20 protein-coding genes are annotated in these 18,218 nt (G+C 58.1%); 9 read left to right on the top strand and 11 right to left on the bottom strand.

Features of this window, described 5'->3' with window-relative positions; translation table 11 throughout:
- From ACDO57_RS17655 to ACDO57_RS17645, 3 genes are all read left to right on the top strand, one after another.
- The gene (locus ACDO57_RS17655) at positions 1-594 is read left to right on the top strand and encodes an XTP/dITP diphosphatase (protein ID WP_370884338.1); all 594 of its coding nucleotides are present in this window, start codon (positions 1-3) and stop codon (positions 592-594) included.
- Positions 587-1,729 (top strand): radical SAM family heme chaperone HemW, encoded by a 1,143-nt coding sequence (gene hemW / locus ACDO57_RS17650; protein WP_370884337.1) that lies wholly within the window; start codon positions 587-589, stop codon positions 1,727-1,729. The genes ACDO57_RS17655 and hemW overlap by 8 nt, the downstream gene beginning before the upstream one ends.
- A 63-nt stretch (positions 1,730-1,792) precedes the next feature.
- The gene (locus ACDO57_RS17645; protein ID WP_073961472.1) at positions 1,793-2,155 is read left to right on the top strand and encodes an endonuclease domain-containing protein; all 363 of its coding nucleotides are present in this window, start codon (positions 1,793-1,795) and stop codon (positions 2,153-2,155) included.
- A 61-nt stretch (positions 2,156-2,216) separates the two neighbouring features.
- Here the strand turns inward: ACDO57_RS17645 and ACDO57_RS17640 are convergent, their stop codons facing one another.
- The 3 genes from ACDO57_RS17640 to trmB are packed head-to-tail and all read right to left on the bottom strand — an operon-like array spanning position 2,217 to position 4,035.
- Entirely contained in the window at positions 2,217-2,933 is a 717-nt protein-coding gene (locus ACDO57_RS17640; RefSeq protein ID WP_024906551.1) for a DUF2884 domain-containing protein, read from the bottom strand.
- A gap of 56 nt (positions 2,934-2,989) precedes the next feature.
- On the bottom strand, positions 2,990-3,316 hold the full coding sequence (locus tag ACDO57_RS17635) for a YggL family protein (RefSeq protein ID WP_014885198.1): 327 nt from the start codon (positions 3,314-3,316) through the stop codon (positions 2,990-2,992).
- Positions 3,316-4,035, bottom strand: a complete 720-nt coding sequence (gene trmB / locus ACDO57_RS17630) for a tRNA (guanosine(46)-N7)-methyltransferase TrmB (RefSeq protein WP_023333355.1) — start codon at positions 4,033-4,035, stop codon at positions 3,316-3,318. Before trmB ends, ACDO57_RS17635 begins: the two co-directional genes overlap by 1 nt.
- Before the next feature lie 138 nt (positions 4,036-4,173).
- On the opposite strand from trmB, the gene mutY reads away from it, so the two are divergent.
- The 4 genes from mutY (at position 4,174) to ACDO57_RS17610 (ending at position 8,139) form a co-directional block, all read left to right on the top strand.
- Entirely contained in the window at positions 4,174-5,232 is a 1,059-nt protein-coding gene (mutY, locus tag ACDO57_RS17625; RefSeq protein ID WP_370884336.1) for an A/G-specific adenine glycosylase, read from the top strand.
- A 26-nt stretch (positions 5,233-5,258) separates the two neighbouring features.
- Positions 5,259-5,531, top strand: coding sequence for an oxidative damage protection protein (locus ACDO57_RS17620; protein ID WP_023309138.1), 273 nt, complete (start codon positions 5,259-5,261; stop codon positions 5,529-5,531).
- A 56-nt stretch (positions 5,532-5,587) separates the two neighbouring features.
- Positions 5,588-6,664 carry a membrane-bound lytic murein transglycosylase MltC gene (gene mltC / locus ACDO57_RS17615; protein ID WP_024906549.1) on the top strand — a complete coding sequence of 359 codons (1,077 nt, stop codon included), beginning with the start codon at positions 5,588-5,590 and terminating at the stop codon, positions 6,662-6,664.
- Positions 6,665-6,882: 218 nt separating this feature from the next.
- The gene (locus tag ACDO57_RS17610; protein WP_008499767.1) at positions 6,883-8,139 is read left to right on the top strand and encodes a nucleoside permease; all 1,257 of its coding nucleotides are present in this window, start codon (positions 6,883-6,885) and stop codon (positions 8,137-8,139) included.
- An 80-nt stretch (positions 8,140-8,219) separates the two neighbouring features.
- On the opposite strand, the gene citG is transcribed toward ACDO57_RS17610, so the two are convergent.
- Genes citG through ACDO57_RS17570 form a run of 8 tightly spaced genes read right to left on the bottom strand, consistent with a single transcriptional unit; the run spans position 8,220 to position 15,531 of the window.
- Positions 8,220-9,023 carry a triphosphoribosyl-dephospho-CoA synthase CitG gene (gene citG, locus ACDO57_RS17605; RefSeq protein ID WP_370884335.1) on the bottom strand — a complete coding sequence of 268 codons (804 nt, stop codon included), beginning with the start codon at positions 9,021-9,023 and terminating at the stop codon, positions 8,220-8,222.
- Complete coding sequence (gene citX, locus ACDO57_RS17600) at positions 9,001-9,540, bottom strand: citrate lyase holo-[acyl-carrier protein] synthase (RefSeq protein ID WP_023618643.1); 540 nt, start codon at positions 9,538-9,540, stop codon at positions 9,001-9,003. Before citX ends, citG begins: the two co-directional genes overlap by 23 nt.
- Positions 9,537-11,060, bottom strand: a complete 1,524-nt coding sequence (gene citF, locus ACDO57_RS17595; RefSeq protein ID WP_048029064.1) for a citrate lyase subunit alpha — start codon at positions 11,058-11,060, stop codon at positions 9,537-9,539. The genes citX and citF overlap by 4 nt, the downstream gene beginning before the upstream one ends.
- A 10-nt stretch (positions 11,061-11,070) precedes the next feature.
- On the bottom strand, positions 11,071-11,946 hold the full coding sequence (citE, locus tag ACDO57_RS17590) for a citrate (pro-3S)-lyase subunit beta (protein WP_023326048.1): 876 nt from the start codon (positions 11,944-11,946) through the stop codon (positions 11,071-11,073).
- Positions 11,943-12,236 (bottom strand): citrate lyase acyl carrier protein, encoded by a 294-nt coding sequence (gene citD, locus ACDO57_RS17585; RefSeq protein WP_021242087.1) that lies wholly within the window; start codon positions 12,234-12,236, stop codon positions 11,943-11,945. The genes citE and citD overlap by 4 nt, the downstream gene beginning before the upstream one ends.
- Positions 12,237-12,252: 16 nt before the next feature.
- Positions 12,253-13,275: a [citrate (pro-3S)-lyase] ligase gene (gene citC / locus ACDO57_RS17580; protein WP_370884334.1), complete on the bottom strand. Its 1,023-nt coding sequence runs from the start codon at positions 13,273-13,275 to the stop codon at positions 12,253-12,255.
- 13 nt (positions 13,276-13,288) lie between these two features.
- The gene (locus tag ACDO57_RS17575; RefSeq protein WP_370884333.1) at positions 13,289-14,152 is read right to left on the bottom strand and encodes a fumarylacetoacetate hydrolase family protein; all 864 of its coding nucleotides are present in this window, start codon (positions 14,150-14,152) and stop codon (positions 13,289-13,291) included.
- Between the two features lie 17 nt (positions 14,153-14,169).
- Positions 14,170-15,531: a 2-hydroxycarboxylate transporter family protein gene (locus ACDO57_RS17570; RefSeq protein ID WP_032650157.1), complete on the bottom strand. Its 1,362-nt coding sequence runs from the start codon at positions 15,529-15,531 to the stop codon at positions 14,170-14,172.
- Between the two features lie 345 nt (positions 15,532-15,876).
- Here ACDO57_RS17570 and ACDO57_RS17565 point away from each other — a divergent pair, with 345 nt between their 5' ends.
- Both ACDO57_RS17565 and ACDO57_RS17560 read left to right on the top strand, forming a co-directional pair.
- Positions 15,877-17,502 carry an ATP-binding protein gene (locus ACDO57_RS17565; RefSeq protein ID WP_370884332.1) on the top strand — a complete coding sequence of 542 codons (1,626 nt, stop codon included), beginning with the start codon at positions 15,877-15,879 and terminating at the stop codon, positions 17,500-17,502.
- Positions 17,492-18,184, top strand: coding sequence for a response regulator (locus ACDO57_RS17560; RefSeq protein WP_370884331.1), 693 nt, complete (start codon positions 17,492-17,494; stop codon positions 18,182-18,184). The genes ACDO57_RS17565 and ACDO57_RS17560 overlap by 11 nt, the downstream gene beginning before the upstream one ends.
- The last annotated feature ends 34 nt before the right edge of the window (positions 18,185-18,218 follow it).

The following is an 18,218-nucleotide window of genomic DNA, read 5'->3' as shown; positions in this document are numbered from 1 at the left end:
ATGCAGAAAGTTGTTCTCGCGACCGGCAACGCCGGTAAAGTGCGCGAGCTGGCCTCGCTATTAAATGATTTTGGGCTGGACGTGGTCGCCCAAACCGATCTTGGCGTGGATTCCGCCGAAGAGACGGGGCTGACGTTTATCGAAAACGCGATCCTGAAAGCGCGCCACGCCGCGCAGATTACGGGCCTGCCCGCGATTGCCGACGACTCCGGCCTGGCCGTGGATTTTCTCGGCGGCGCGCCGGGGATTTACTCCGCGCGCTACTCCGGCGTTGACGCCACCGACCAGCAGAATCTCGAAAAGCTGCTTGTCGCCCTGAAAGACGTACCGGACGAGCAGCGCACCGCGCAGTTCCACTGCGTACTGGTCTATCTGCGTCACGCGGAAGACCCTACGCCTATCGTCTGCCACGGCAGCTGGCCGGGCGTGATTACCCGTGAAGCGGCTGGTAACGGCGGCTTTGGCTACGACCCGATTTTCTTTGTCCCGACCGAGGGCAAAACCGCTGCGGAACTGACCCGCGAAGAGAAAAGCGCGATTTCCCACCGTGGACGCGCGCTGAAACTGTTACTGGAAGCACTGCGTAATGGCTAATTTGCCGCCTCTGAGTCTTTATATTCACATCCCGTGGTGCGTGCAGAAATGCCCGTACTGCGATTTCAACTCGCACGCGCTGAAGGGCGAAGTGCCGCACGATGATTACGTTGCGCATCTGCTGGCCGACCTGGACGCCGATGTACCTTACGCACAGGGACGTGAAGTTAAGACCATTTTCATTGGTGGCGGTACGCCGAGCCTGCTGTCCGGTCCGGCTATGCAGACCCTGCTGGACGGCGTGCGTGCGCGCCTGAACCTGGCAGCGGATGCTGAAATTACGATGGAAGCCAACCCCGGCACCGTTGAGGCCGACCGTTTTGTCGACTATCAGCGCGCGGGCGTAAACCGCATCTCCATCGGCGTGCAGAGCTTTAGCGAACCGAAGCTAAAACGTCTGGGGCGCATTCACGGCCCGGAAGAGGCGAAGCGCGCGGCAAACCTGGCGACCGGGCTTAATCTTCGCAGCTTCAACCTCGATTTGATGCACGGCCTGCCGGATCAGTCTCTGGACGAGGCGCTGGACGACCTGCGCCAGGCCATTGCGCTGAACCCGCCGCACCTGTCGTGGTACCAGCTCACCATCGAGCCAAACACGCTGTTCGGTTCCCGCCCGCCGGTGCTTCCGGACGACGACGCGCTGTGGGATATCTTCGAGCAGGGTCACCAGTTGTTAACCGCTGCGGGCTATCAGCAGTATGAAACGTCCGCGTACGCGAAGCCGGGCTATCAGTGTCAGCACAACCTGAACTACTGGCGCTTTGGCGACTATCTCGGGATTGGCTGCGGCGCGCACGGCAAGGTGACCTTTCCGGACGGGCGCATTCTGCGCACCGCCAAAACCCGCCACCCGCGCGGGTATATGGAAGGCCGCTACCTGGAGCATCAGCACGACGTCGAGGCGGTGGATAAGCCGTTTGAGTTCTTTATGAACCGCTTCCGCCTGCTGGAGGCCGCGCCGCGCGCGGAATTTACACGTTACACCGGGCTGCCGGAGTCGGTGATTCGCCCGCAGATCGACGAGGCGCTGGCCCAGGGGTATCTCACCGAGTGTGATGAATACTGGCAGATCACCGAGCACGGCAAACTGTTCTTAAACTCCCTTCTTGAGCTGTTCCTCGCCGAAGAATCCTGAAGGCTGATTCAGGATTTTGCATCCCGTTCTGCCGGCTGAGGGAAAGGCTGGCAGAGTGTGGGGATGGAAATTACTCGTTCATATGCAAAACAGCTCAGACGCGAGCTGACAACGGAAGAAAGGCGACTTTGGTATCTACTGCGCAGCCGCCGTTTCGAAAATTATAAATTTCGCCGACAGCATCCGGCAGGAAATTACATACTCGATTTCGCCTGCTGCGAAGCACGTCTGGCAGTTGAGCTGGATGGCGGACAGCATGATGAAAATCAGGAATACGATCGTCAAAGGACGTTGTGGTTAAACCAAAAGGGCTGGCACGTTATACGATTCTGGAACAACGAACTCTGGAATAACGAAGAGGCTGTGCTGGAAAAGATCCTTGAAACATTGCAAATGCTGCAACCCTCACCCCGGCCCTCTCCCTGAAAGGGAGAGGGAGCAAACCATCCCCTCGCCCCTTTGGGGAGAGGGTTAGGGTGAGGGGACCTTACTTCAGCGTCCCCACCAGCGCCTTCCGGCTATCTTCCAGCGACACCACGCGTTTACACACGTCTTTGCCGAACTGCTGGAAATCATCTTCCTGGTTCTTCCACTCGTTCTGAATAGAGGTTTGCAGGCCGCCCAGACTGCCCAGCACGCCCTGCAGCGGGTTACCGCCGCCTTTCAGCACCGCTTTGGCGCCCATCTCGTTGATGCTGTCCTGCAGGATGCCGCCCATCGCCTGGTTCACCAGCTGCTGCCCGTCGGCACGGACCTGATCAATCGCCTTGTAGTGGAAAGTCAGGCCGTCGGAACGCGTCTCGATAATCCGGTTCATCTGTTCTTTAAGCTGCTTATCAAGCTTCGTCAGGCGGGTGCGCATATTGCTGCTCTCCCCCACCTCTTTGGTGATGATCTTATCCAGCGCCACGCGGCTCTTTTCGACGCGCGTCAGGGCACCTTCATTAATCCACGGCAGCGCGGTACGCAAATCGGCCTGATAGTCTTTCGCCTGCTCACGCTGTGCGGCAGTCAGGTTGTACTGCTTGCCGTTAAAGGTGACGTTCCCCTGCGGCGTAATCACCAGATTGCCGTTCTCGCCTTTGACCTGCACGGTTTGCGGGCTTAACACCACGTCATCACGCGGGGTGACGCTACACTGATAATCCGCATGGGCGGTGAATCCAGTTGCCATCAAAGCAACAGCCAGCAACGTTTTGCGCATCTTAAACACTCCCTCAGACAAAATGGGCCAGCTAATGCTGGCCCCTGACTTCTTTATTAGTCCCACCAAACGTCGAAAAGTTCGCTGACGCGGACATCTTCCAGCTTGTGGTCCTCAAGCCATTTACGCACCAGCGCCTGATGTTCTTCGGTGCATTTACCCACTTCCTGGGTGCAGATCAGACCTTCCCATGCCAGGTAGCCGCTACCGTCGAAGGCCAGCTTGTTTGGCTCAATCACGTCGTTGATGAACGCATCCACGTCCTGATCGATCTGTTCTACACTGGTGCCTTCCGGGAAACGCCACGCAACGGAGAAGCCCACTTCCTGGAATTCTTCGATGTGCATCTTTTTACGCAGACGACGGCTACGATTCTTTGCCATTATTTCACCCTCTCGAACATTAAGTCCCATACACCGTGACCAAGACGATGGCCACGCTGTTCAAATTTCGTTACCGGACGCGATTCCGGACGCGGTACATAGTCGTTGCTCGCAGACTGGTTTTTGTAACCGTCCAGCGACGACATCACTTCCAGCATATGTTCCGCATACGGTTCCCAGTCGGTCGCCATATGGAAGACACCGCCCAGCTTCAGCTTGCTTTTCACCAGCTCGGCAAACGGTGCCTGAACGATACGGCGTTTATTATGACGTGCTTTGTGCCACGGGTCAGGGAAAAAGAGCTGAACCATGGTTAAAGAATTGTCAGGAATCATTTTGTGCAGCACTTCCACCGCGTCGTGACACATCACGCGCAGGTTCTCAACGCCCTCTTCATGGGCCGTTGCCAGGCATGCACCCACGCCCGGGGAGTGGACTTCAATACCGAGGAAGTTCTGCTCCGGGCGGGCTTTCGCCATGGTCACCAGCGAGGTGCCCATACCAAAACCGATCTCCAGCGTGACGGGTGCTTCGCGGCCGAACAGTTCAGTAAAGTCCAGAGGCTGCTCGCTGAACTCAACGCCCATCACCGGCCAGTAGTTGTCCAGCGCGTGTTGCTGACCTTTTGTCAGGCGGCCCTGACGACGGACAAAGCTGCGAATACGGCGCAGCGGGCGACCGTTTTCATCAAATTCCGGTGAAATGACGTCGTTTTTCATAAAAGAGTTGTCTGCTTGTGAGAATGTTCGGGAAACGGGCATTATCCAAAGTTAAGGCTTCTATGCAAGCATGGGAAAGATCCGGTTTACAGCAGATTGACGCTGTGCTGCAATCTGCGTCCCTGATTATGCGAATCGATGACCATGCAAGCCTCTCAATTTTCAGCCCAGGTGCTGGACTGGTACGACAAATACGGGCGTAAAACCCTGCCCTGGCAAATTGAAAAAACGCCTTACAAAGTATGGCTCTCCGAGGTGATGTTGCAACAAACGCAGGTCGCCACGGTGATCCCTTACTTCGAGCGTTTTATGGCGCGCTTCCCGACGGTGACCGATCTGGCCAACGCCCCGCTGGACGAGGTCCTGCACCTGTGGACCGGTCTTGGCTATTACGCCCGCGCGCGTAACCTTCACAAGGCCGCACAGCAGGTCGCGACGCGCCACAACGGGAAATTCCCGGAAACCTTCGATGAGGTGGCAGATCTCCCCGGCGTCGGACGCTCAACCGCAGGTGCGATTCTTTCCCTGTCGTTAGGCAAGCATTTTCCGATCCTCGACGGCAACGTAAAGCGCGTGCTGGCACGCTGCTACGCCGTCGAAGGCTGGCCTGGGAAGAAGGACGTTGAAAAACGTCTTTGGGAAATTAGTGAAGAGGTCACCCCGGCCAACGGCGTCGAGCGTTTCAACCAGGCGATGATGGATCTCGGCGCCATGGTCTGCACGCGCTCAAAACCAAAATGCGAACTCTGCCCGGTGAATACTCTCTGCGTGGCGTATGCCAACCATTCCTGGGCGCAGTATCCGGGTAAGAAACCCAAACAGACGCTGCCGGAGCGCACCGGCTATATGCTGCTGATGCAGCACGGCGACGAGGTCTTCCTGGCCCAGCGTCCGCCGAGCGGCCTGTGGGGTGGTCTATACTGCTTCCCACAGTTTGAAGATGAAGACTTGCTGCGTGAATGGCTTAAAAAGCGCGGGATTGCTGCCGATAACCTGACGCAGTTGACCGCGTTTCGCCATACCTTCAGCCATTTCCACCTGGATATTGTACCCATGTGGCTTCCCGTGTCGTCATTTGCCTCGTGCATGGATGAAGGCACCGCTCTCTGGTATAACTTAGCGCAACCGCCATCAGTCGGACTGGCGGCTCCCGTGGAGCGCCTGTTACAGCAATTACGTGCCGGTGCAATGGTTTAGCATCGACAAATAAAAGAGGAATGAGTATGGCCAGAACGATTTTTTGTACTTTCCTGCAGCGTGACGCTGAGGGCCAGGATTTCCAGCTTTATCCGGGCGACCTGGGTAAACGCATCTACAATGAAATCTCCAAAGAAGCCTGGGGACAGTGGCAGAAAAAGCAGACCATGCTGATTAACGAGAAGAAACTCAGCATGATGAACCCGGAACACCGCAAGCTGCTGGAGCAGGAGATGGTGAGCTTCCTGTTCGAAGGTAAAGACGTACACATCGAAGGCTATACGCCACCGGAAAAATAACAGCGTGCGGGGGAAACCCCGCCGTTAAAGCAAACACAACACGCACTCCCGGAATGATGAAAAAACTTTTAGCGCTAGCCCTTGTTGCGCCGTTGCTTGTCTCGTGTTCGTCAAAAAAAGGCGAAGATTACAACGAAGCCTGGATCAAGGACACCAACGGTTTTGACATTTTGATGGGGCAGTTTGCCCACAACATCGAGAACATATGGGGATTTAACGAAGTTCTTATTGCCGGACCCAAGGACTACGTTAAGTACACCGACGCCTATTTGACCCGTAGCCACATCAACTTTGATGAGGGTACGATCACGATTGAGACCATTGCAGGCACTGACCCTGCAGCGCGCTTACGTCAGGCCATTATCAAAACCCTGCTGATGGGTGACGATCCGGGATCTATCGATCTCTACTCCGATGCCGACGATATTACGATCTCGAAAGAGCCGTTCCTGTACGGCCAGGTTGTCGATCAGACCGGCCAGCCGATCCGCTGGGAAGGTCGCGCCACGAAATTTGCCGACTACCTGCTGCAGACGCGCCTGAAAAGCCGCTCTAACGGTCTGAAGATTATCTACAGCGTCACCATCAACCTCGTCCCGAACCACCTCGACAAGCGTGCGCATAAGTACATTGGGATGGTGCGTCAGGCCTCACGTAAGTACGGCGTGGATGAGTCGCTGATCCTGGCGATTATGCAGACCGAATCGTCGTTTAACCCGTATGCGGTAAGCCGTTCCGACGCCCTGGGGCTGATGCAGGTGGTGCAGCACAGCGCCGGGAAAGACGTCTTCCGCGCGCAGGGGAAATCCGGCACGCCGAGCCGCAGCTATCTGTTCGACCCGCAGAGCAACATTGATACCGGCACCGCCTACCTGGCGATGCTGAACAATGTGTACCTGGGTGGAATTGATAACCCAACGTCGCGCCGCTATGCGGTGATCACCGCCTATAACGGCGGTGCGGGCAGCGTGCTGCGCGTCTTCTCAAATGACAAAGTGCAGGCCGCGAACATCATCAACAGCATGGCGCCGGGGGATGTCTACTCCACTCTTACCACCCGCCACCCTTCTGCGGAATCCCGCCGGTACTTGTATAAGGTGAATACGGCGCAGAAAAACTATCGTCGTCGGTGATCGGCACACCTTCTCCTGCAAGGAGAAGGTGTTCTGCTTCCCCCCACCCATACGAAAATGTTATTTGCATCACAATCCAAACTGCAAATTAATGTGGATTGCATTTTTTTGCGGGAGGTAACAAAACATATCGTTGCCAACTGATAGAATTGCATCAAATAACAACCCTGAATGTTCCTATAACAACATATCTCCCGCTCACTTGTGAGGAAAGTAACATGAACCTTAAGCTGCAGCTTAAAATATTGTCGTTTCTGCAGTTCTGCCTGTGGGGTAGCTGGCTGACTACACTCGGCTCCTATATGTTTGTGACGCTCAAGTTCGATGGTGCGTCAATCGGTGCCGTATACAGCTCGCTCGGTATTGCGGCGGTCTTCATGCCAACGCTGCTGGGGATCGTGGCGGATAAATGGCTAAGCGCCAAATGGCTGTACATGCTTTGCCATCTGGTGGGCGCGGGGACGCTGTTTATGGCAGCCCAGGTGACCACGCCGGGGGCAATGTTCATGGTGATCCTGCTTAACTCGCTGGCCTATATGCCAACGCTTGGGCTGATCAACACCATCTCCTACTACCGCCTGAAATCCGCGGATATGGATATCGTGACCGATTTCCCGCCAATCCGTATCTGGGGCACCATCGGCTTTATCATGGCGATGTGGGGCGTGAGCTTCGCGGGCTTCGAACTGAGCCATATGCAGCTCTATATCGGTGCAGCGCTCTCCGTATTGCTGGCGATCTTCACCCTGACGCTGCCAACCATTCCGGTGTCTAACCAGCAGAAAAACCAGAGCTGGAGCACCATGCTCGGCCTGGATGCCTTCGCGCTGTTCAAAAACAAACGCATGGCGATCTTCTTCATCTTCTCCATGCTGCTGGGCGCGGAGCTGCAGATCACCAACATGTTCGGCAACACCTTCCTGCACAGCTTCGATAACAACCCGCTGTTCTCCGGCAGCTTTATCGTTGAACATGCGTCGGTGATGATGTCCATCTCTCAGATCTCTGAGACGCTGTTCATCCTGACCATCCCGTTCTTCCTGAGCCGCTACGGCATCAAGAACGTCATGCTGATCAGTATCGCGGCGTGGATGTTGCGCTTCGGTCTGTTCGCCTACGGCGACCCAAGCCCGTTCGGCACCGTGCTGCTGGTGCTGTCGATGATTGTTTACGGCTGCGCCTTCGACTTCTTCAACATCTCCGGTTCGGTGTTTGTGGAAAAAGAAGTGAAGCCTGAAATCCGCGCCAGCGCGCAGGGTATGTTCCTGATGATGACCAACGGCTTCGGCTGTATTCTGGGCGGCGTGGTGAGCGGTAAAGTGGTTGAGATGTACACCACCAACGGCATCACCAACTGGCAGCCGGTGTGGCTGATCTTCGCGGCGTACTCGCTGGTGCTGTTCTTCGCGTTTATCGCGCTGTTCAAGTATAAGCACGTGCGTGAACCGCACGGTGCGCAGCCGATCGCGCATTGATTGTTGTGCCCGGTGGCGCTAGCGCTTACCGGGCCTACAAAACCAGACCATAGGCCGGGTAAGGCGAAGCCGCCACCCGGCTATTTTATTCCAGACAGCACCCACCCTACCGACAGTAAATCCGCGCTGCCGCCCGGGCTCAAGTTCCGTTCAATCAGTGCGTTATCCATTCTAAGCAACGCCTCGCGGTCCCAGCCGTTAGCCAGCAGTTCCCGCGCGTAGCCCTGGACGTAGCGCAGCCCTTCCATGCCGCCGCGAGATACCAGATTGCTGTCCTGATTGACGGCCATCAGGCGTAACAGCAGGCCGTGAAGTGAATGTCCGTTCCACTGCGCCAGCGCCTTACGCACCGTCGCAAAGCCGCTCTCCGCCTCACCGCGCGCACCGGTTAAGCCGTACTGCTGGAACTGTCGCTCGCCAGCCGTCGTCTGTCCGCTGCGTGCGGCCAGCTCCCGCGACACCAGCCCGCGGCAGATGTTACTCACCTCACAGCAGAGGCTCTCTGCGGAGATATTTTTCACACGACCGGCGGCGAAGCACAGTAAACCCAGGGCAAAAACCCCGCCTTTGTGCGTGTTCACTCCGTTCGTCGCGGCATACATCGCCTGCTCGCAGGCCAGCCCCATCGGGCGGAGAACGCGTAGCTGTTCGCCAGCGGGTTTATCCGCATGCGCGCTGCCCAGCTCGGCAAAGCGCGAAAACCACGGCGTAATCGCCGCGATGCTGCGGACAAACAGCGCGTGGTCCATATCGCGATGGGAACCGTTGTTGAGCCTGTCCACCAGCCCAGGCTTGGGCGTCAGCTCCAGCTCCTGCCACAGCGCCGCTTCGGCAAGCGCGGGCACGTCAGCCGGGCGCGGTTTAGTCGCGAGCAAACCAGTCATCGATCGTCTTCTCCACGCGGGAAACCACCTGCTCAACGGGGTGGTTGCGCGAACGGGAACAGGCGTGGGCGGGCGCGTCGCAGATCAGGCAGCGCCTGAGATTCGCCCCCAGCGACTGACGCCCGACGTGGCCGTGCTGAGGACAGATCACGTCCAGATCCCACAGCCTGCCGAGCGGGTGCGTCTGCTCCAGATCCGCACAGTGCGCTTTGATTTCCACCGCCGGATGGGCCACGCACCAGAGGGCTTCAGGCCCGGTAGGGAGCCACAGTACCTGGCGGTCCAGCACCTGCCAGCGGTTCTCCCACAGCAGCTGGTCGCACATCTGCAGCGCCACGCCCATGGTATTGCGATAGCGCAGGCTGTCCTTGATTTCCCCTGGCGTGACCAGCGTGAGGGAAATCACCGGTTGTTGATAGTGCTCGAGCATATCAGCCTGGCGCGCTGCGCGGCGCTCTTTCGCCGCCAGCAGTTCGTCAAGGCTGACACCCGCCCGCACGGGTGTCGCTAAAGTCATACTTCCTCCTTCACCTGTCGCACGGTGTCGATCACGCTGCCGTCGCGGTAGCGGATCACCCCGACGATTTTGTCGGTAAACTCAATCGGTTTCGGGACGCCGGTCAGGGAGATCGCCCGCTCATACAGCGCGTTGATATCCACAACCTTCAGCCCGGCCTCCAGCAGCCGCTCGCGGATTTCCGGGCGCGCCGGGTTGACCGCGATGCCGTGATCGGTAACCAGCACGTCGATGCTTTCGCCCGGCGTGAGGCGCGTGGTAACCCGCTTCACGACCGTCGGAATGCGGCTACGCAGCAAAGGGGCAACGACGATGGTCAGGTTCGCCGCGGCGGCCACGTCGCAGTGCCCGCCGGACGCGCCGCGCATCACGCCGTCGGATCCGGTGATGACGTTGACGTTGAACTCGACGTCGATTTCCAGGGCGCTGAGGATCACCACGTCGAGCTGGTCGCAGCTTGCCGCCTTGCTGCCTGGGTTAGCGTAAACGTTGGTGGAGATCTCCACGTGGTTCGGGTTACGCGCCAGCGAGGCCGCCGCCTGGCCGTCAAAGCACTGGGTATCGAGCAGCTTTTCGATGAGCCCCTTCTCGTGCAGATCCACCAGGCTGCCGGTGATGCCGCCGAGCGCAAAGCGCGCCTTCACGCCGCTGCGCTCCATCTTCTCTTCCATAAAGCGGGTGCAGGCCGTGGCCGCCGCGCCGGAGCCGGTCTGCATCGAGAAGCCCGGTTTGAAGTAGCCGGAGTGTTCAATGACGTCCGCCGCATAGCGGGCGATCATCAGCTCGCGCGGGTTGCTGGTGACACGGGCCGCGCCGACGCTGATTTTCGCCGGGTCGCCCACGCTTTCAACCTGCACGATGTAGTCCACCTGGTCCTGCACCAGGCTGGCGGGCATATTGGGGAACGGCACCAGCTCTTCAGTCAGCAGCACCACCTTGCGGGCAAAGTGGGCGTCCACCATCGCGTAGCCGAGAGAACCGCAGCACGATTTGCCGTGCGTCCCGTTGGCGTTGCCAAACTCATCGCTGCACGGCACGCCGAGAAATGCCACGTCGATATTCAGCTCGCCGTCCTGGAGCAGCTTCACGCGCCCGCCGTGGGAGTGAATTTGCACCGGCTCGTCCATCAGCCCGTGGGAGATGGCGTCCGCCAGCCTGCCGCGCATGCCGGAGGTGTAAATCCGGGTGATGACGCCGCTTTTGATATGCTCGATCAGCGCGTCGTTGCAGGTCATCAGCGAGCTGGAGGCCAGCGTCAGGTTTTTAAAGCCCATCCGCGCCAGCAGCGCCACGACGGTGTTGATCACCCGGTCGCCTTCGCGAAACGCATGGTGGAAGGAGATGGTCATCCCGTCCTGCAGGCCGCAGCGCTTAACCGCCTCTTCAACAGAGGCGCAGAGCTTGCGGCTGTGCTTCGCATCGCTGTCCGCCAGCCACGGCGTGGTGCTATGGGCGGTATCAAAGGGTTTTAGGTCCCGCAGATGGGGAAAATTCACATGAAGAAGTTCTGTCTGATTCATTGTCTTATCCTTACCGACGCACGCCGGAAGCCGCCGCGCGCTCCAGCACCACCTGCGCGTGGTTAATAATCGGTGCATCCACCATTTTGCCGTTAAGCGACACCACGCCCAGGCCGTTACGCTCGCCCTCTTCTGCCGCCTCAATCACCCTTCTGGCGTGATCCACCTCTTCCTGCGTCGGGGCGTAGGCGTTGTGCAGCAGGTCAATCTGGCGCGGGTTAATCAGCGATTTGCCGTTGAAGCCCATCTTGCGGATCAGATCGACCTCGCGCAGGAACCCGGCCTCGTCGTTAACGTCTGACCACACCACGTCGAAGGCGTCGATACCCGCCGCGCGGGCGGCGTGCAGCACGGCGCAGCGGGCGTAGAACAGCTCGGTGCCGTCGCCGCGCTCGGTCTGCATGTCCATCACGTAGTCAAAGGCGGCCAGCGCAATGCCGATGAGGCGCGGAGAACTGCGGGCAATCGCCACGGCGTTGATGACGCCAATGGCCGACTCAATCGCCGCCATCACGCGGGTGGAGCCGACCTCGCGGCCGCACGCCTGCTCGATACGCTCAAGGTGGCCCTCCAGCTCGTAGATATCGTCCGGCGTGTCGGTTTTTGGCAGGCGGATCACGTCCACGCCGGCCCGCACGGCGGCTTCCAGATCCAGCAGGCCAAACGGCGTGCTGAGCGGGTTAATGCGCACCACGGTTTCGATATCCTGATACATCGGGTGCTGCAGCGCGTGAAACACCAGCATGCGCGCGGTATCCTTCTCGCGCAGGGCAACGGCGTCCTCAAGGTCAAACATGATGGAGTCGGGACGGTAGATAAAGGCGGTGGAGAGCATGGCGGCGTTGGCGCCCGGCAGGAACAGCATGCTGCGGCGGAGTTTGCTCATTTCAGCGCCCCCCAGTTGATGGCCTGTTCATCGGCGGCACGCATCAGCGCGCTTTGCAGACGGGCGCGAATCACACAGTCCAGCGCTCCTTTGTCTTCAATAATGATTAATCCCTGGTGCACGTTCATGGCGCGCAACGTGTCGTTGACCACCTGGCGAATATGCTCGCCAAACTGCTTAATCACTTCGCTGTGGATGACGATCTCCAGCTCGCCGTGAGCGGGAGCGATTTTCACCATCAGGTCGCTGGACTCCTGCGTTCCGGCCAGCGCCTCCCTTACAATTTTCATGATAAATTCCTGGTAGTTAAGCGACTTCCGCACTCGCACGGTAATGCGTTTCGAGATGCGCGAAGGTGGAGTCCGGGACAATCTCCCGGATCCGGGAAAACTGCTGTGTCTTCAGTAAGCGGCGCACTTCCGAGGCAGATATGGCGTTGCCGGTGGCCTTGATGCGCGGCATCTCCACCACCTCGATATGCGAGGCCAGCAGGTCGTGCAGCGTCTGGTTGTACTGGCGGGTGATATCGCAGAACGGCTCCGAGCCGATGAAGCGGTGCGTGATGCCGAGCGCCGGGGCGATAAAGTCCCGGAAGATCAGCACGTCGATCTCGCTCCACGCCTGCTGCACTTTGCCGGTCTCCTTCAGGAAGTAGGCCGGAAACGTGGCGCGAGAGATGATGTACTGAGAGCCTTCATGCACCACCACGTTCGACAGATGCGCCACGCCCGCGCGCACCATCTCGAGCCGCGCGCTGAACGGGAAGAACGACGCGTCTTCGCGCACCACGAACAGGTGCAGGGCGTCACACTGCGCCGCCGCCTGCTCCACCAGATGGCGGTGGCCGAGGGTGAACGGATTGGCGTTCATCACGATGGCGCCAATCTTCTCCCCGCACCTGCGGTTCGCGCGCAGAGAGCGGCAGTAGCGCTCGATCCCCTGCGGGGTGTTCTCCATCAGCACGGCGTTGTTCCCGCTCTGGGTAATCGGCCAGAAGCCGCTGCGGGCAAAGCGCTCCCGGTTGCACGGCCTGGTGCAGAGGAAAAGATGAAAATGGCCGCGCTCCAGCGCCGCATGTTCCACCTCTGCCAGCAGCCGCGCACTGAGGTTCTCACCGCGAAGCTGCTCGTTGACCGCCACGCACTTGATGACGTTGGCGGCAAGCCCTGCGCAACCCACCAGCTGCGGGCCTGACCAGGCTTCGACAAACAGCGTGATGTCGTTGTCCAGGCCAAGGCCGCTGTCTGCCAGCAGGTAGCGGATCTGGCTTAAGCGTTCCGGGTGCTTCGCCACCAGCGTGTGGCGAAAATCGATGGGTTGCGAATGCATGCTGCCGCCTTACCTAATGTGCTGCCGCAAGCCCGACGGCTGGCGCTTCCACGATCACGTTGCTCAGATGACCGATATGCTCGATCTCCACCTCAATGCGATCGCCCTCTTTCATAAACAGCGGCGGATTGCGCTTTTTACCCACGCCGCCCGGGGAGCCGGTGATGATCACGTCGCCCGGGCTTAAGCGGGTAAAGGTGCTGATGTACTCGATCAGCTCCGCAACCTTGTGGATCATGCTACTGGTGTTGTCTTCCTGCACCATGCGTCCGTTCAGCCAGGTGCGGATCGCCAGCTGATGCGGATCCGGGATCTCGTCCGCCGTTGCCATCCACGGGCCGAACGCGCCGGTCTGACGCCAGTTTTTACCGGCGGTAAACCAGGTGTGCTGCCAGTCGCGGGCGGAGCCGTCCATATAGCAGCTGTAGCCCGCCACGTGGCGCAGGGCGTCATCACGGCTGATGTTCTCCCCGCCTTTACCGATGATCACCGCCAGCTCGCCTTCGTAGTCGAATTCGCTGGAGTGGCGCGGCTTCAGCACCGGCTCGTTGTGGCCGGTCTGTGAATCCGGGAAGCGGACAAACAGCGTCGGGGCCGGGTTGTGCTGGTCAAACTCCTTGCGCTTGTCGGCGTAGTTCATGCCCACGCAGAGGATTTTTTCCGGCTGCTCAATCACCGGTAAGAAGGTGATGGCGCTCATCGGCACGTCCACGGCATCGTTCAGGTAGCGGGTGGCCTGTGCCAGCCCGTTGCCCTGCAGCAGCGCTTTGAGGTCACTGTAGCGGTCGCCCAGACGGCGGCCTAAATCAATCACGCCGTCGACCTGGACGATGCCGTAGCTGCGTTTTCCCTGGTATAAAAAGCTTGCGAGTTTCATTGTTCTTTCCTGAAAACTTAAACGAGGAAGTTGCCCAGAATCAGCAGTGAGACAGAGACGTTAATCGCCCCGCCGATACGGGTAGCAATCTGGGCGAACGGCATCAGGCTCATGCGGTTGCCTGCGGTCAGGATCGCCACGTCGCCGGTACCGCCCTGGCCGCTCTGGCAGCAGGAGACGATGGCGACATCAATCGGGTGCATACCAATCTTTTTGCCGACGAAGAAGCCGGTGGCGACCAGTGCAGAAACGGTGCTGACAATCACCAGCAGGTTGCTGACGGTGAACGCCGCCACCAGTTCATGCCATGGGGTGATGGCCACGCCAACGGCGAAGAGGATCGGGTAGGTCACAGAAGTCTGGAAGAATTTGTACACCACCTGAGAACCTTCCAGCAGGCGTGGAGAGGCGCCGTTGCAGAGCTTCACCAGCACCGCCATAAACAGCATGCCGACCGGAGCAGGCAGGCCAATCAGCTTGTGGCCGAGCATGCCCAGCATGTAGAGCAGCACCGCCAGCAGCGCGCCAGAGGCAATAGTGGTCACATCCGCTTTGCCGGAGAACGCAGGCTGAGAGACGGTGGTATCGGCATTGGCGCGGTTAGGCATCAGCTGGCCTTCACCGGTCAGGTGCGGGAAACGTTTACCGAGCTGGTTCAGGCAGCCGGAGATGATGATCGCCGTCAGACCACCGAGCATCACCATCGGCAGCACGCGGCCGAGCGCCACGCCCTGATCCATGTGCAGTAAGGTGGCATAGCCGATGGAAAGCGGGATCGCCCCTTCCCCGACGCCGCCCGCCATAATCGGCAGAATGATAAAGAAGAAGATCTGGAACGGCTCAAGACCCAGCGCCAGGCCGACGCCCATCCCCACCAGCATGCCGACGATTTCGCCGCACAGCATCGGGAAGAAGATGCGCAGGAAGCCCTGAATCAGCACCGTGCGGTTCATGCTCATGATGCTGCCGACAATAATGCAGCAGATATAGAGATAGAGAATGTTGGTGGATTTGTAGAACTTGGTGGTGGACTCGACCACCACGTCCGGCAGCAGGCCATAGTAGACCAGCGCGGAAGGAATAAAGGTGGCGCAAATCGCCGCCGCGCCGAGCTTGCCGACAATCGGCAGGCGTTTGCCAAACTCGCCGCAGGCAAAGCCGAAGAAGGCCAGCGTTGCCACCATCACCACGATATCGCTCGGCAGTTTTCCGCCCAGGCAATCAATCGCGATCAGTGCACCCGCCAGAACGAACAGCGGCAGAGGAATAATCCCAATTTTCCAGGTATCCATAATATGCCACCAGCGCTCTTTGAGCGAAGGTCGCTGAATTTCAATCGGGTCGTGGGTAACAGAGAAAGAATCGTCAGTTGTGCTCATAATAAGCCCCTTGGTTATTTTGTGCGTTCAGCTTAGAGTCACAAAGGCTTGCTTTATGTGAGGAATGGCATATTAAAAGCGAAGTTTTAATGGCAGCTATGGTTTTAATGGTTTCTTTTATTTAATGTGATTTATACCTTATTTATTAGCGTGGTTTTTATGGTTTCTTTTCCGAATCGAACAAACAAATAACATTTGTTCATGCAGCCAGAGGCACGCCAGACTTTAGGATAACGCTTTTACAGCGCCCGCTGTGCAAGGGATCACAAGTTTTCGGCAAAGCGGACGTCCGCGCGAAAAAAGATGATATATTGGCGATCTTTGCTGCTACCTTGCGTGATAGTTATGAAAGTCTCTTTCCAGATCAAGTTGTTTATTTCGCTGGTTGCCTTTTTCTCAGTACTTTTTGCGTTACTGGGCGGATATTATTATGCCGACGTCGGGAAACAGCTATATCAGGAAATGAGTACGCGAGCCAAAATACAGGCTGAAGAGATTGCGCTTATTCCGACATTGCGTAATGAAGTTGAACAAAAAAATATCAGCGCCATCCATGATTTTATGCAGAAGATTTCTGCGCACAGTGACGCCAGCTTTATTGTGATTGGTGATAATAAGGGTCAGCATCTTTTTCACTCCGTCTTTGCCGACAGAGTGGGCACAACCCTGGTTGGCGGAGACAACGAAGCCGTATTGCAGGGTAAAAGCACCACCACCATTCGCAAAGGCGGGTTGGGCATTTCGCTGCGCAGTAAAGCCCCCATCTTCAACGCTGCCGGACAGGTGGTCGGCATTGTTTCGGTCGGCTATCTCACCAGTTACCTGGACACCATTACCGTCAGTAAGGTGGTCAATATCCTGATTGCCGCCGTGCTGCTGCTAATCGCTCTCTTTATTTTTTCCTGGTTCTTTACCCGCAGCATCAAGAAGCAGATCTTCTCTCTTGAGCCGCGAGAAATCGGGCTGCTGGTGCGCCAGCAGAAGGCGCTAATGGAGTCTATTTATGAAGGGGTGATTGCCATTGACGATCGGCGGCGGATTGAGGTGATCAACCAGGCGGCGCGCAAGCTGCTGGGTCTGAGCCAGCCGGCCCGGGAGCTGCGCGGGCAGCTGATAAGCCAGGTTATCGATCCGGTCCCGTTCTTCGACACACAGACGATGCTGGCGAAAGATACCCATGACGAGATTTGCCGTTTTAACGATCTCACGGTAATTGCCAGCCGGGTGCACATCATGCTGGAGGGGTCGCTGCAGGGGTGGGTGATCACCTTCCGCGATCGCAACGAAATCGACTCGCTGAGCGCCCAGCTCAGCCAGGTAAAACGCTATGTCGATAACCTGCGTATTATGCGCCATGAGCAGCTAAACCGAATGACCACGCTCTCCGGCCTGCTGCATATGGGCCGCTATGAGGAAGCCATTGGCTACATTCAGGCGCAGTCGGAGCATGCCCAGGAGCTGCTGGACTTTATCTCTTCGCGCTTCAGCTCCCCGACCCTGTGTGGCCTGCTGCTGGGCAAAGCCGCCCGCGCGCGTGAGAAAGGCGTCGAGCTGTGCTTCGACCCGGCCTGTCGGCTGGACAGACCGTTCCTGCCGTTAGGAGAGCAAGAGCTGATTTCGATTATTGGCAACCTGCTGGATAACGCCATCGAAGCGACACAGCGGTCGCCGCTTCCCCACGCGCCGGTGGAAGTGCTGATAAAGCTCAGCGAACAGGAGCTGATCATTGAAGTGGCCGACCAGGGCGTGGGCATCAAGCCGGAGATCCGTGACCGGATCTTTGAGCGCGGCATCACCACCAAAACACGCGGCGATCATGGGATTGGTCTGTATCTGATCGAAAGCTATGTCACACAGGCTGGCGGCGCGATAGAAGTTGCCGATAATACGCCGCGCGGCGCCATTTTCTCCCTGTTTATCCCGGCCACGGGAACCGCCCGGCAACTGGAAGACACCGACTATGCAACATGAACTTATCGACGTACTGATTGTTGAAGACGAGAACGAACTGGCGCAACTGCACGCGGAGCTGATAGGCAAACATCCGCGTCTGAGGCTGGTGGGTATTGCCTCGTCGCTGGCTGCGGCCCAGGCAGAGCTTGCAAACAAACAGCCGCAGCTGGTGCTGCTGGATAACTATCTGCCGGACGGCAAAGGGATCTCGCTGATCAATAACCCCATGCTGGCCCGCGCCAACTGCTCGGTGATTTTTATCACTGCCGCCAGCGATATGGACACCTGCAGCCAGGCGATTCGCAACGGCGCGTTCGACTACATCCTCAAACCCGTCTCCTGGAAGCGGCTCAGCCAGTCGCTGGAGCGGTTTGTGCAGTTTGCCGAACAGCAGCGGGTCTGGAAGATTGTCGACCAGCAGAACGTGGATTCGCTGTATCAGCTACAGGCGAAAAACTACCGCCAGGACAACGGCAGCAAGGGCATTGAGGAAAATACGCTGGCGCGGGTGCAGTCGCTGTTTAACGACAAGGCAACGCACTGCTTTACCGTGGATGAAGTGGTGAGCGAAACGGGATTAAGCAAAACCACCACCCGGCGCTATCTGGAACACTGCGTGGAGGCAGGTTTTCTGAAGGTGGAGATGCTGTACGGCAAGATTGGGCATCCGAGGAGGATGTACAAGCGTAGTGCGGTTTGATGAAAGGTTCCCTCTCCCTGTGGGAGAGGGTTAG

Origin of the sequence: Enterobacter cloacae complex sp. 2015409 (assembly GCF_041365315.1) — a bacterium.
Classification (GTDB): domain Bacteria; phylum Pseudomonadota; class Gammaproteobacteria; order Enterobacterales; family Enterobacteriaceae; genus Enterobacter; species Enterobacter pseudoroggenkampii.
Note: the sequence above shows the minus strand (reverse complement) of the source record. Positions and strands in the feature narration are given on the sequence as shown.

Bases quoted from the DNA above. Each gene is read 5' to 3' on its own strand.
- ACDO57_RS17655 (WP_370884338.1), top strand. From the start codon at position 1: ATGCAGAAAGTTGTTCTCGCGACCGGCAACGCCGGTAAAGTGCGCGAG.
- hemW (WP_370884337.1), top strand. From the start codon at position 587: ATGGCTAATTTGCCGCCTCTGAGTCTTTATATTCACATCCCGTGGTGC.
- ACDO57_RS17645 (WP_073961472.1), top strand. From the start codon at position 1,793: ATGGAAATTACTCGTTCATATGCAAAACAGCTCAGACGCGAGCTGACA.
- ACDO57_RS17640 (WP_024906551.1), bottom strand. From the start codon at position 2,933: ATGCGCAAAACGTTGCTGGCTGTTGCTTTGATGGCAACTGGATTCACC.
- ACDO57_RS17635 (WP_014885198.1), bottom strand. From the start codon at position 3,316: ATGGCAAAGAATCGTAGCCGTCGTCTGCGTAAAAAGATGCACATCGAA.
- trmB (WP_023333355.1), bottom strand. From the start codon at position 4,035: ATGAAAAACGACGTCATTTCACCGGAATTTGATGAAAACGGTCGCCCG.
- mutY (WP_370884336.1), top strand. From the start codon at position 4,174: ATGACCATGCAAGCCTCTCAATTTTCAGCCCAGGTGCTGGACTGGTAC.
- ACDO57_RS17620 (WP_023309138.1), top strand. From the start codon at position 5,259: ATGGCCAGAACGATTTTTTGTACTTTCCTGCAGCGTGACGCTGAGGGC.
- mltC (WP_024906549.1), top strand. From the start codon at position 5,588: ATGAAAAAACTTTTAGCGCTAGCCCTTGTTGCGCCGTTGCTTGTCTCG.
- ACDO57_RS17610 (WP_008499767.1), top strand. From the start codon at position 6,883: ATGAACCTTAAGCTGCAGCTTAAAATATTGTCGTTTCTGCAGTTCTGC.
- citG (WP_370884335.1), bottom strand. From the start codon at position 9,023: ATGACTGGTTTGCTCGCGACTAAACCGCGCCCGGCTGACGTGCCCGCG.
- citX (WP_023618643.1), bottom strand. From the start codon at position 9,540: ATGACTTTAGCGACACCCGTGCGGGCGGGTGTCAGCCTTGACGAACTG.
- citF (WP_048029064.1), bottom strand. From the start codon at position 11,060: ATGAATCAGACAGAACTTCTTCATGTGAATTTTCCCCATCTGCGGGAC.
- citE (WP_023326048.1), bottom strand. From the start codon at position 11,946: ATGAGCAAACTCCGCCGCAGCATGCTGTTCCTGCCGGGCGCCAACGCC.
- citD (WP_021242087.1), bottom strand. From the start codon at position 12,236: ATGAAAATTGTAAGGGAGGCGCTGGCCGGAACGCAGGAGTCCAGCGAC.
- citC (WP_370884334.1), bottom strand. From the start codon at position 13,275: ATGCATTCGCAACCCATCGATTTTCGCCACACGCTGGTGGCGAAGCAC.
- ACDO57_RS17575 (WP_370884333.1), bottom strand. From the start codon at position 14,152: ATGAAACTCGCAAGCTTTTTATACCAGGGAAAACGCAGCTACGGCATC.
- ACDO57_RS17570 (WP_032650157.1), bottom strand. From the start codon at position 15,531: ATGAGCACAACTGACGATTCTTTCTCTGTTACCCACGACCCGATTGAA.
- ACDO57_RS17565 (WP_370884332.1), top strand. From the start codon at position 15,877: ATGAAAGTCTCTTTCCAGATCAAGTTGTTTATTTCGCTGGTTGCCTTT.
- ACDO57_RS17560 (WP_370884331.1), top strand. From the start codon at position 17,492: ATGCAACATGAACTTATCGACGTACTGATTGTTGAAGACGAGAACGAA.